We start from the raw sequence: 12,450 nt of genomic DNA, 5'->3' as shown, positions 1-12,450 counted from the left end.
CATGGAAATGCGCGCAGATGTGCTGATTGTCGGAGCCGGCATGGTCGGCAGTGCCCTGGCCCTGGCGTTGCAGGGCAGCGGCCTGGAAGTGCTGCTGCTCGACGGTGGTTCCCTGAGTGTCAAACCTTTCGACCAGCAGGCGCCGTTCGAGCCCCGGGTCAGTGCGCTGTCGGCGGCCAGCCAGCGGATCCTGCAGCGCCTCGGCGCCTGGGACGGCATTGCCCGGCGCCGTAGCAGTCCCTACCGCGACATGCAGGTCTGGGATGGCAGCGGCACCGGCCAGATCCACTTCTCGGCGGCCAGCGTGCATGCCGAGGTATTGGGGCATATCGTCGAGAACCGAGTGGTCCAGGATGCCTTGCTCGAACGCCTGCATGAGTGCGATATCGGTTTGCTGGCCGATGCCCGGCTGGAACAGATGCGCCGTTCCGGCGACGACTGGCTGCTGACCCTGGCCGACGGCCGGAGCCTGCGGGCGCCGCTGGTGGTGGCCGCCGACGGTGCCAACTCGGCGGTGCGCCGCCTCACCGGTTGCGCTACGCGGGAGTGGGATTACCTGCACCACGCCATCGTCACCAGCGTGCGCAGCAGCCAGCCCCACCAGCTGACGGCCTGGCAACGCTTCACCGACACCGGCCCGCTGGCCTTTTTACCCCTGGTGCGGGATGGGCAGCACGACTGGTGCTCCATCGTCTGGTCCACCACGCCCACCGAGGCCGAACGCCTGATGGCCCTGGACGACGCAAGCTTCTGCGCCGAGCTGGAACGGGCTTTCGAGGGGCGCCTGGGCCAGGTGCTTGGCGCCGATCCACGGCTTTGCGTGCCGCTGCGCCAGCGCCATGCCAAGCGCTACGTGGCCGAGGGCTTGGCGCTGATCGGCGATGCGGCCCACACCATCCATCCGCTGGCGGGGCAGGGGGTCAACCTGGGGTTCCTCGATGCGGCGGTACTGGCCCAGGTGTTGCTGGAGGCCGCCGGACGTGGCGAGCGCCTGGCCGAGGTCAAGGTGCTGAGCCGTTTCGAGCGCAAGCGCATGCCCCACAACCTGGCGCTGATGGCCGCCATGGAGGGCTTCGAGCGGTTGTTCCAGGCCGATCCGTTGCCGCTGCGCTGGCTGCGCAACACCGGGCTGAAGGTGGTCGACCAGATGCCCGAGGCCAAGGCCCTGTTCGTGCGCCAGGCACTGGGCTTGAGTGGCGACTTGCCGGAGTTGGCCCGGGCCGAGTGATCTGGGGCCAGGGAGGTGCCTGCCGATGACGAGCAGGCGCCGCCGCACAGGGCAAGGCTTTCCGCGCAACATCTGGTTACTCCTCGGCTCCGGGTTCGGTTGAGCCAGCAAATGGGAGTCCTTATCATTTCGCCTCACTTTGCATACGAGAGACTGCTCCCATGTTGGCACCGAAGCGTCTACTGACCGCCCTGGCACTCACCCTCATCGCCGGCACCGCCCAGGCCGCCGACGAAGTGGTGGTCTACTCCTCCCGTATCGACGAGCTGATCAAGCCGGTGTTCGATGCCTACACCCAGAAGACCGGGGTGAAGATCAAGTTCATCACCGACAAGGAAGCGCCGCTGATGCAGCGCATCAAGGCCGAGGGCGAGAACGCCACCGCCGACCTGCTGCTGACCGTGGACGCCGGCAACCTCTGGCAGGCCGAGCAGATGGGCATCCTGCAGCCCTTCACCTCCAAGGTCATCGACAGCAACATTCCCCTGCAATACCGCTCTTCCAGCCACGCCTGGACCGGCCTGAGCCTGCGGGCGCGGACCCTGGCCTACTCCACCGAGCGGGTCAAACCGGGCGAGCTGACCACCTACGAGGCCCTGGCCGGCAAGCAGTGGGAAGGCCGCCTGTGCCTGCGCACCGCGAAGAAGGTCTACAACCAGTCGCTGACTGCCACGCTGATCGAGACCCACGGCGCGGACAAGACCGAGGAAATCCTCAAGGGCTGGGTCAACAACCTGTCCACCGATGTGTTCTCCGACGACATCGCCGTGCTGGAAGCGATCAATGCCGGCCAGTGCGACGTGGGTATCGTCAACACCTACTACTACGGCCGCCTGCACAAGCAGAAACCGAACCTGGCGGTGAAGCTGTTCTGGCCGAACCAGGGCGATCGCGGAGTGCACGTCAACCTGTCGGGAATCGGCCTGACCAAGCATGCACCGCATCCGGAGGCCGCCAAGGCGCTGGTGGAATGGATGACCACTCCTGAAGCGCAGAAGATCTTCGCCGACGTCAACCAGGAGTTCCCGGCCAACCCGGCGGTGGCGCCGTCTGCCGAAGTCGCCAGCTGGGGCAAGTTCGTGGCCGATACCCTGCCGGTGGAAATCGCCGGCAAGCGCCAGGCCGAGGCCATCCGCCTGATGGACCGCGCGGGCTGGAACTGAGCCTGCCGTTATACTGCGCCCCGCTTTTGCGGGGCGTTTTCTTTAGCGGCTGGGCTTTTTGTGGCGAGGGAGCTTGCTTGCGCTTCAGTGCGCAGCGCCGGCAAAGCCTGATTTCGTGATTCAACTGTCGGAACGGGTTTGCAGCCCTTGGGGCGGCCAAGTCGCCAGCGGGAGCAAGCTCCCTCGCCATGCGTGTCTTGCACAAGTATTTTTGTCTGCTCAATCTGCCTGAGAGTTTTTTGTGGCCCATCCCGCCCAACGTCGTTGGTATCCCCTGGTCTTTGCCGTCGCGGCCCTGGTCCTGCTGCCGCTGAGCGTACTGCTGTTTTCCTGGCAGGCGGTCGACCAACAGATCTGGTCCCACCTGTGGGAGACCCAGATGCCGCGCCTGCTCGGCAATACCCTGACCCTAGTGCTCGGGGTCGGCGTCGGAGTCACGTTGCTGGGGGTGAGCCTGGCCTGGCTCACCAGCCTCTGCGAGTTCCCGGGGCGGCGCTGGCTGGACTGGGCGCTGATGCTGCCGTTCGCGATCCCGGCCTATGTGCTGGCCTTCGTCTTCGTCGGCCTGCTGGACTTTTCCGGGCCGGTGCAAAGCCTGTTGCGGGAGTGGTTCGGCAGTGGCCTGAGGCTGCCCAGGGTGCGCTCCACCGGCGGGGTCATCCTGGTGCTGGTGCTGGTGTTCTACCCCTACGTCTACCTGCTGGCGCGCAGTGCCTTCCTGGCCCAGGGCAAGGGCTTGATGGAGGCCGCGCGGGTGCTCGGGCAATCGCCCTGGCAGGCCTTCTGGCGCGTGGCCCTGCCCATGGCCCGACCGGCCATCGGCGCCGGCGTGGCCCTGGCGTTGATGGAGACCCTGGCGGACTTCGGCGCGGTGGCGGTGTTCAACTTCGATACCTTCACCACTGCCATCTACAAGACCTGGTACGGCTTCTTCAGCCTGTCCAGCGCCGCGCAGCTGGCCAGCCTGTTGCTGCTGGCGGTGATGCTGGTGCTGTACGGCGAGCGGCGTGCCCGGGGCGCCAGCCGTACCAGCAACGAGCGTCCTCGGGGCAAGGCCCTGTATCAGCTGCGGGGATTCAAGGCGCTGGCGGCCAGCGGCTGGTGCCTGCTGGTGTTCGCTTGCGCCTTCGTGATTCCGCTGCTGCAACTGCTGGCCTGGTTCTGGCAGCGCGGGCGCTTCGACCTGGACGAGCGCTACGCCGGCCTGATCGTCCACACCTTGTACCTGGGAGGCATGGCGGCGCTGATCACGGTCAGCGTGGCCTTGCTGCTGGCCTTCGCCCGGCGCCTGGCGCCGACCCGGGGCATCCAGGCGGGTGTCAGCCTGGCCAACCTGGGCTACGCCTTGCCGGGGTCGGTGCTGGCGGTGTCGATCATGTTGGCCTTCAGCTACCTGGACCGCGAACTGGTGATCCCGCTGTCCGGCTGGCTGGGCGGAGCGGGCAAGCCCTTGTTGCTGGGCAGCCTCTGCGCCTTGTTGCTGGCCTACCTGGTGCGTTTCATCGCCGTGGCCTACGGCCCCCTGGAAACCAGCCTGGAGCGCATCCGTCCGTCACTGCCGGAAGCCGCCCGCAGCCTGGGAGTCGGTGGCCCGCGACTGTTTTTCAAAGTGTATCTGCCGCTGCTGCTACCCGGGACCTTGAGCGCCGCCCTGCTGGTGTTCGTCGATGTGCTCAAGGAAATGCCCGCCACCTTGCTGATGCGCCCGTTCGGCTGGGACACCCTGGCGGTGCGGATCTTCGAAATGACCAGTGAGGGAGAGTGGGCGCGGGCCTCGTTGCCGGCCCTGACCCTGGTGCTGGTGGGACTGTTGCCGGTGATCGGCCTGATCCGTCGCTCGGCCCATCGAATGGGTTAGGTGTCAGCCCGCCACCTTGCGGCTACAATGCGCGGCATTCGGTGCGGTCTGTTGTTTGGCCGGGACGCTGGAACCGGCTGGGAGCCATGTATTCCAAGGCTTTCACCTTTGCAGCGCCAGGCCGCACCCTCGCCACGCCCGGAAGGAGAAACCCATGGGACAGCGTACGCCTCTGTATGACCTGCATCTCGCCCTCGGCGCGAAAATGGTCGATTTTGGCGGTTGGGATATGCCCTTGCATTACGGCTCGCAAGTCGAGGAACACCATCAGGTGCGCCGGGATTGTGGAGTGTTCGATGTATCCCACATGACCGTGATCGATGTCGACGGCGACCAGGCCAAGGCCTGGCTCCAGCACTTGCTGGCCAATGACGTCGAACGCCTGCAAAGCCCCGGCCAGGCCTTGTACAGCGCCATGCTCAACGAGCAGGGCGGCATCGTCGACGACATGATCGTCTACCGTCTCCAAGACAGTTATCGCCTGGTGGTCAACGCCGCGACCCGCCAGCAAGACCTGGCCTGGATGCAGTCCCGACTGGGAGACTTCCAGGTCCGGCTGCGCGAGCGGGCGGAACTGGCCATGCTGGCGATCCAGGGACCCCAGGCGCGCCAGCGCATCGCCGAACTGGTGAGCCAGCCCCGGGCCACCCTGATCCAGCAACTCAAGCCTTTCGAGGGCCGTGTCGACGGTGACTGGTTCATCGCCCGCACCGGCTACACCGGCGAAGATGGCCTGGAGATCGTCCTGCCCGCCGAACAGTCGCCGGCCTTTTTCAACGACCTGGTGGGCGCGGGCATCTCGCCCATCGGCCTTGGCGCCCGTGACACCCTGCGCCTGGAGGCCGGCATGAACCTCTATGGCCAGGATATCCACCAGCAGGTTTCACCCCTGGCGGCGAACATGGCCTGGAGCATCGCCTGGGAGCCGGCAACGCGCCAGTTCATCGGGCGTGCCGCCCTGGAAGCCGAGCGGGCGGGCGGAATACAGCACAAGCTGGTGGGCCTGGTGCTCGAGGAACGTGGCGTCTTGCGGGCGCACCAGGTGGTACGCATCGCCGATGTTGGCGAAGGTGAGATCACCAGTGGTAGTTTCTCCCCTACGCTGAGCAAGTCGATTGCCCTGGCGCGAGTGCCGATGGCCACCGGCGATCGGGCCGAAGTGGAAATCCGTGGCAAGTGGTACCCGGTGCGGGTAGTCAAACCGACCTTCGTGCGCCATGGCAAAACCTTGATCTAACATTTTTGCAGCCGGCATTGCGCCGCTGTTCATTTCTTCTTGAGGACACAGAACATGAGCGATATCCCTGCCCACCTGCGTTTTGCCGAAAGCCACGAGTGGGCCCGCCTGGAAGCCGACGGCAGCGTGACCGTGGGTATTAGCGACCACGCCCAGCAAGCCCTGGGCGATGTGGTATTCGTCGAGCTGACCGAAGTTGGCCAGGTGTTCGGCGCAGGGGACCAGGCCGGCGTGGTGGAGTCGGTCAAGGCCGCTTCGGACATCTACGCCCCGGTGGCCGGTGAAGTGATCGAAGTCAACGAGGAGCTGAGTGCCAGCCCCGAGTTGCTCAACAGCGAGCCCTACGACGCCTGGATCTTCAAGCTCAAGCCGGCCAACCCGGCGGACCTGGAAAAACTGCTGGACGCCGCAGGCTACAAGGCCTCCATCGGCGAATAAGGCATACGCGGCCGGTCCCCGAGCGGGCCGGCCGCGAGCCCCTTACCTCTGCAACACCTCTTTGACCGCGGCTACCGCGCGCTCCACATCGCTCTTGTCCATCGCCGTGAACATCGGCAACGACACGATCAGGCGTCCCACCCGTTCCGCTACCGGGAACATTCCTTCCTTGAAGCCGCGCTCGCGGTACAGGCTCAACAGGTGAATCGGCGGATAGTGATAGCCGATGCCGATACCCCGTTGCTGCATCTGCTCCATGAACGTGGCGCGGGCCGGCTGGCCATCCTGGCGCTCGGGCAAGACCAGCTGGAACAGGTGCCAGTTGCTGTTGCTGAAGTCCGCCGGTGGCAGCTGGGCGCCGTAGCGCTCCTGGAAATCGCTGCCAAAGCATTCGAAATAGTGCCGGGCCAGCTCGCGACGGTGGGTGGTGATCGCCTCGATATGGGCGAACTGCCCGAGGCCGATGGCCGCGGCGACGTCGGTCATGTTGAACTTGCCGCCCAGCACATCCACGTCCAGGCCGTCGTGGCCGCTGCGGGTCACCCCTTGCAGGCGGTACTTCTCGGCCAGGCGCACTTCTTCCGGGGTATTGAGCACCAGGCAGCCACCTTCGGAGCAGGTGACGTTCTTGTTGGCCTGGAAGCTGAACGACACGAAGTCGCCGCCGGCGCCGATGCGCTGGCCGTTCCAGCTGGAGCCCAGGGCCTGGGCGGCGTCCTCCACCACCCGCAGGCCATGCTTGTTGGCCAGGGCGTAGAGGCGGTCCATGTCCAGCGGCAGGCCGGCCAGGTACACCGGGATGATGGCCTTGGTGCGCGGGGTGATGGCGGCCTCGACCTGGTCCAGGTCGAGGTTGCGGGTCACCGGGTCGATGTCGGCGAACACCGGCGTGGCGCCCACTTCGAGAATCACGTTGGCGGTGGCGACCCAGGAGATCGGCGTGGTGATCACTTCGTCGCCCGGGCCGATGCCGGCGATGCGCAGGGCGATCTCCATGGTGCAGGTGCCGGAGTTGAAGGTCCGCACGGTGCGGCCGCCGAAGAACTGCGAAAGCTGCGTCTCGAAGGCCTGGACCTTGGGACCGCTGGTGATCCAGCCCGAGCGCAGCACCTCGCCGACGGCGGCGATGGTGGGTTCATCGATGGTGGGTTTGGAGAACGGCAGGAAGGGCAGTTGGCTCATGACGATGGGACACCCGATAAGCGGACGCTGGGAACATGGATTGAGGCGCGCCGGGGCGCGCGCTGACGCCCAGCATGATGGTCCCGAATGCCTCGGGGCGCCAGAGCGCCGAGGGGCAAAATCGGCTGCTATGCTGCTTGGCACCCTGTCGCATCGACGCTGAGCGCCGTTCATCGGAGAGAGACTGCCATGCCATCCCTGACCCAGCTACGTGAGCCCAATGCATTTCTCGACCGGCACCTGGGACCCGATTCCCAGGAGCAGCAAGCCATGCTTGCCAGCCTCGGGCTCGGCAGCCGGGTCGAGCTGATCGAGCAGACGGTACCGCCAGCCATTCGCTTCAATCGTGCCCTGGACCTGCCGCCGGCCCTCGACGAGACGGCGGCCCTGGCGCGGCTCAAGGGCTATGCGGCGCAGAACCAGGTCTGGACCAGCCTGATCGGCATGGGTTACCACGGCACCCGCACGCCCAACGTGATCCTGCGCAACGTGCTGGAAAACCCCGGCTGGTATACCGCCTATACCCCTTACCAGCCGGAGATCGCCCAGGGTCGGCTCGAGGCGCTGCTGAATTTCCAGCAGATGACCATCGACCTCACCGGCCTCGACCTGGCCAATGCCTCGCTGCTGGACGAAGCCACTGCCGCGGCCGAGGCCATGACCATGGCCAGTCGTGTGGCCAAGTCCGGGAGCAAGCGGTTCTTCGTCGACGAACATTGCCATCCGCAGACCATCTCGGTGGTGCGGACCCGGGCCGAGGGCTTCGGCTTCGAGCTGGTGGTCGATAGTCTCGACAAGCTTTCCGAGCACGAGGTCTTCGGCGCCTTGTTGCAGTACCCGGATACTCACGGCGAGATCCGCGACCTGCGGCCGCTGATCGATCAATTGCATGCCCGCCAAGCCCTGGTTTGCGTCGCCACCGACCTGCTCAGCTTGTTGCTGCTGGCCCCGCCTGGCGAGCTGGGCGCGGACGTGGTGCTGGGCTCGTCCCAGCGCTTTGGCGTGCCCATGGGCTACGGTGGCCCCCACGCGGCGTTCTTCGCCTGCCGCGACGAGTACAAGCGGGCCATGCCCGGGCGCATCATCGGCGTGTCCCGCGATGCCCGGGGCCAGGTGGCCCTGCGCATGGCGTTGCAGACCCGCGAGCAGCACATCCGCCGCGAGAAGGCCAACTCCAACATCTGTACCGCCCAGGTATTGCTGGCCAACATCGCTGCTTTCTATGCGGTGTACCACGGCCCCAAGGGGCTCAAGCGCATCGCCCAGCGGGTGCATCGGCTGACCTGCATTCTCGCTGCGGGGCTGGAGCGCCATGGCATCGTCCGGGTCAACCGGCACTTCTTCGATACCCTGACCCTGGAGGTGGGCGGCAGCCAGACCGCGATCATCGAGAGCGCCAGGGCCCAGCGGATCAACTTGCGGATCCTCGGCCGTGGCCGGCTGGGCCTGAGCCTCGACGAGACCTGCGACGAAACCACCGTCGCCCGGCTATGGGATGTGTTCCTGGGCGCCGACCATGGCCTGGACGTAGCCGTGCTGGATGCCGAGGAGCTGGAGTCCGGCGTGCCCGATGAGCTGCTGCGCCGCAGCCCGGTGCTGGGGCATCCGGTGTTCAGTGCCCATCACAGCGAGACGCGGATGCTGCGTTACCTCAAGCAGCTGGAAAACAAGGACCTGGCGCTCAACCAGTCGATGATTCCCCTGGGCTCCTGCACCATGAAGCTCAACGCCAGCAGCGAGATGATCCCCATCACCTGGCCGGAGTTCGCCGACCTGCATCCCTTCGCGCCCCGGGAGCAGGCCGCCGGCTACAGCTTGATGATCGACGAACTGGAGCGCTGGCTGTGCGCGATCACCGGTTTCGATGCCATCTGCATGCAGCCCAACTCCGGGGCCCAGGGCGAATATGCCGGGCTTTTGGCCATCCGCCGCTATCACGAGAGCCGGCACCAGGGACAACGGCACATCTGCCTGATCCCGGCCTCGGCCCACGGCACCAACCCGGCCTCGGCGCAGATGGCGGGGATGCAGGTGGTGATCGTCGAGTGCGACGAGGCCGGCAACGTCGATCTGGCGGACCTGGCGGCCAAGGCTGCGCAAGCCGGCGAGCGCTTGTCCTGCCTGATGGCGACCTATCCCTCGACCCATGGGGTCTATGAAGAAGGCATCCGCCAGATCTGCGAAGTCGTCCACAGCCATGGCGGCCAGGTATACATGGACGGCGCCAACCTCAATGCCCAGGTGGGCCTGGCCCGGCCCGCGGATATCGGCGCCGACGTCTCGCACATGAACCTGCACAAGACCTTCTGCATTCCCCACGGCGGCGGTGGCCCGGGCATGGGGCCGATTGGCGTGCGCGCGCACCTGGCGCCCTTCGTCGCCAACCACCCGGTGGTGCCGATCGATGGCCCGTTGCCCCAGAACGACGCGGTCAGCGCCGCGCCCTGGGGCAGCGCGAGCATCCTGCCCATCAGCTGGATGTACATCGCCATGATGGGACCGCAGCTGGCCGATGCCAGCGAGGTGGCGATCCTCGCCGCCAACTACCTGGCCACCCAGCTCAGCGGCGCCTTCCCGGTGCTCTACAGCGGGCGCAACGGGCGGGTGGCCCATGAGTGCATCCTCGACCTGCGGCCCTTGAAGGCGTTGACCGGGATTACCGAGGAGGACGTGGCCAAGCGCCTGATGGATTACGGCTTCCATGCGCCGACCATGTCGTTCCCGGTGCCGGGCACGCTGATGGTCGAGCCCACGGAGAGTGAGTCCAAGGTCGAGCTGGACCGGTTTGTCGAAGCCATGCTGAGCATTCGCGCCGAGATCGCCCAGGTCCAGGAGGGCCAGTGGCCGGCCGAGGACAATCCGCTCAAGGGCGCGCCCCATACCCTGGCCGATATCACTGGCGCCTGGACGCGGGCCTACGGCATCGAGCAGGCGGTCTTGCCCAGCGCCCATGTGCGGGCCCACAAGTACTGGCCGGCGGTGAACCGGGTGGACAATGTCTACGGCGACCGCAATCTCTTCTGCGCCTGCGTACCGGTGGACGCCTACCGCTGAGCCGGTTGCCAGGCCGACCGGGCAGCCTGGGCGCGGGTCCGACGCGGCTGGGCGTCGAGAGGGTACAGGTGCAGCAGTTCTTCCTCGACGACCTGGTTGCTCAGGCCCAGCTCCAGTTCCGGGCAATCCAGGTCCAGCCAGTCGCCATGTTGCAGTTGCAGTTCGCTCTCGCGTCGGCTGGCGCTGTGGAACACATAGTGGACCATGCCCGGCTGCAGGAACTGTTCGTGCTGTTCGAGGAAGGTCTGGGAGTACTTGCGAATCGCCCCCCAGGCCTGCTGGTCGAGGCGGTAGCTGAGGTAGGACAGCTGCGCGCCCTGGCGCTCGACCCGGACGTTGAGCGACAGGCTGCCCTGCAGCTCGCCGAGGATCAGCGCCGGGGTGATCGCGCAGTGGCGCAGGCGCGACTGCGCACAGGAGCTGGCATCCTGGCGGCTCAGCAGCGGGTCGCGGATGTCATGGCCGAGGCTGAAGCCTACGAACCGCAGCTGGCCGAAATGATCCACCAGGTACACGCAGACCACCCCGGGTTGGCTGGCGATGCTCAGGGCGTGATAGGGAACCGCCAGTGGCTCGCCGTCGGTCTTGAGCAGGCTGCCGTTGCCCTTGTAGAACCAGCCCTGGTGGGTGTGCTGGGTATTGAGGGTGACTTCGCTGACCTGGGCCAGCAGGCTGTCGCTGGGCTTGAGGGGCGGGCGCAACGGGCCTTCCTGGCGCCCGTCGGCGGCGAGTTGAGGATGGGCCGGCAGGCTGCGCAGGTGCTCGCTCCAGCCCAGGTGCCGCCGGGCGCAGAACTGCAGGGTCTCGTACAGCCCGCCATGTTCGGAGAGCGCCCGCACACTGCGGCCATTGTGCAAATCGAACAGCCCGATGGCGCGCTGGTCCTTGTGGCAGACATCCAGCAACAGCAGGTAATCATCCATGATTCTCTAGTCCTCAATCGGCAAGGGGGCGGGAAGGCAAGGGGCGTGGCTCGAGGCTTGGCGTGCGGCCGGGCTCGAGGGCGCTTTCCTTGAGCAGCAACGACAGCAGCAGGCCGGCCAGGCTACCGCTCAGGGCGACATACAGGATCGACGGCAGGCCGAAATGGGTGGCGGCGAACCCGGCCACCGCCGGCGACAGCCCGCCACCGAGAATCTCGCCGAAGCCCACGACTATCCCGGTCGCGGTGGGCAGCAGGGCAGCGGGCACCGACTCGCTGGTCAGCGGGCCGACGGTCATGCAGATCAGGCTGAAGTTGAAGAACGACAGCAGGAACAGCAGCAGGAACAGCAACCAGGGAATGGCCGGGCTGACGATCAGCAGGCCGACCAGGGTGCTGCTGGTCATGAAGCACACCGAGACCACCGGCTTGCGCCCCAGGCGATCGGACATCCCGGGGATGATCAGCTGGCCGATGAAACCGCCCAGGCCGATGGCCGAGATGATGAAGGCCATGGACAGGGTTTCCAGGTGCAGGTAGTCGGTCAGGTAGCTGGGCAGCATGGCGCAGAGCACGAACTGGCAGGTGAGGATGCAGAACATGATCAGGATGTTCAGGCTCACGTTGCCGCTCTTGAAGGCTGCCAGCCAGCGCGTCCCGGCATGGCCGCAGGCTTGTTCGGCGGTGGGTGCCGGCTGTGGCCGGTAGACCTTCCACAGGTAGGCGGCCAGCACCAGGCCCGGCAGCGAGATGATGGCGAATACGGCGCGCCAGGAACCGGTCATCTGCAGCAGGCTGGCGGCGATCAGCGGGCCCAGGCACAGGCCGAGAATCGGAAACAGCGCTTGCTGGATCCCCAGGTTCAGCCCGCGTCGACCGGGACGCGATACTTCGTTGGTGACGATGATGCTGGTGGGCGTGAAGGCACCTTCGCAGATGCCCATCAGCCCACGCAGGATCACCAGCCCCAGCACGCCGGTGGCCAGCGCGGAAAAACCGGACAGCAAGGACAGGACGGTGATGGACACCACCAGCACGCGGCGGGTGCCCAGGCGCTCGATCACGCTGCCCATGCCCAGGGCCGACAGGCCCCAGGTGAAGGCCAGCGCGGCGGACAGGTAGCCCAGGTCCTGATAGTCAAGGTGCAGGTCATGCATGATCACCGGGAACAGCGGCAGGATGATGAAGCGATCCAGCCCCACCAGCCCGAAGCTCAATGACAGCAATAGCACCATGGATCTTTCGTAGCGGCTGTTGGCCGCCGTGATTGGCATTCCAGTGTTCATCGCTCAGCTTCCTTGGCAAACCATGAACTCGGCGCGAGGCGCCGTGGAGGGTACGGCCTGGCGCTGCCTTGTAGCCCGGCAG

At 66.2% G+C, this 12,450-nt stretch carries 9 protein-coding genes; 6 read left to right on the top strand and 3 right to left on the bottom strand.

From position 1 onward, the window contains the following. Positions 1-7: 7 nt before the first annotated feature. From C4K40_RS30160 to gcvH, 5 genes are all read left to right on the top strand, one after another. A complete protein-coding gene (locus C4K40_RS30160; protein ID WP_164485069.1) occupies positions 8-1,228 on the top strand; it encodes a 2-octaprenyl-3-methyl-6-methoxy-1,4-benzoquinol hydroxylase in 1,221 nt (406 codons plus the stop codon). A 161-nt stretch (positions 1,229-1,389) separates the two neighbouring features. Beyond that, on the top strand, positions 1,390-2,391 hold the full coding sequence (locus tag C4K40_RS30155) for an extracellular solute-binding protein (RefSeq protein WP_053133756.1): 1,002 nt from the start codon (positions 1,390-1,392) through the stop codon (positions 2,389-2,391). Positions 2,392-2,632: 241 nt separating this feature from the next. Next, on the top strand, positions 2,633-4,249 hold the full coding sequence (locus tag C4K40_RS30150) for an iron ABC transporter permease (RefSeq protein WP_053133759.1): 1,617 nt from the start codon (positions 2,633-2,635) through the stop codon (positions 4,247-4,249). Between the two features lie 154 nt (positions 4,250-4,403). Beyond that, positions 4,404-5,486 carry a glycine cleavage system aminomethyltransferase GcvT gene (gene gcvT / locus C4K40_RS30145; protein WP_053133762.1) on the top strand — a complete coding sequence of 361 codons (1,083 nt, stop codon included), beginning with the start codon at positions 4,404-4,406 and terminating at the stop codon, positions 5,484-5,486. Positions 5,487-5,540: 54 nt separating this feature from the next. Further along, positions 5,541-5,924: a glycine cleavage system protein GcvH gene (gene gcvH / locus C4K40_RS30140; RefSeq protein WP_022641742.1), complete on the top strand. Its 384-nt coding sequence runs from the start codon at positions 5,541-5,543 to the stop codon at positions 5,922-5,924. Positions 5,925-5,966: 42 nt separating this feature from the next. On the opposite strand, the gene C4K40_RS30135 is transcribed toward gcvH, so the two are convergent. Further along, positions 5,967-7,106: a DegT/DnrJ/EryC1/StrS aminotransferase family protein gene (locus C4K40_RS30135; protein ID WP_053133765.1), complete on the bottom strand. Its 1,140-nt coding sequence runs from the start codon at positions 7,104-7,106 to the stop codon at positions 5,967-5,969. 189 nt (positions 7,107-7,295) lie between these two features. Here C4K40_RS30135 and gcvP point away from each other — a divergent pair, with 189 nt between their 5' ends. Then, entirely contained in the window at positions 7,296-10,160 is a 2,865-nt protein-coding gene (gene gcvP / locus C4K40_RS30130) for an aminomethyl-transferring glycine dehydrogenase (protein WP_053133768.1), read from the top strand. Here the strand turns inward: gcvP and C4K40_RS30125 are convergent. Continuing rightward, on the bottom strand, positions 10,151-11,083 hold the full coding sequence (locus C4K40_RS30125) for a fumarylacetoacetate hydrolase (RefSeq protein WP_053133771.1): 933 nt from the start codon (positions 11,081-11,083) through the stop codon (positions 10,151-10,153). The two genes, gcvP and C4K40_RS30125, sit on opposite strands and share 10 nt — an antisense overlap. Before the next feature lie 13 nt (positions 11,084-11,096). Continuing rightward, positions 11,097-12,368 (bottom strand): MFS transporter, encoded by a 1,272-nt coding sequence (locus tag C4K40_RS30120; protein ID WP_022641738.1) that lies wholly within the window; start codon positions 12,366-12,368, stop codon positions 11,097-11,099. Positions 12,369-12,450: the final 82 nt, after the last annotated feature.

The sequence above is a fragment of the Pseudomonas sp. CMR5c genome (assembly GCF_003850545.1).
Taxonomy (GTDB): Bacteria; Pseudomonadota; Gammaproteobacteria; order Pseudomonadales; family Pseudomonadaceae; genus Aquipseudomonas; species Aquipseudomonas piscis.
This window is presented reverse-complemented; position numbering and strand designations above follow the sequence as displayed.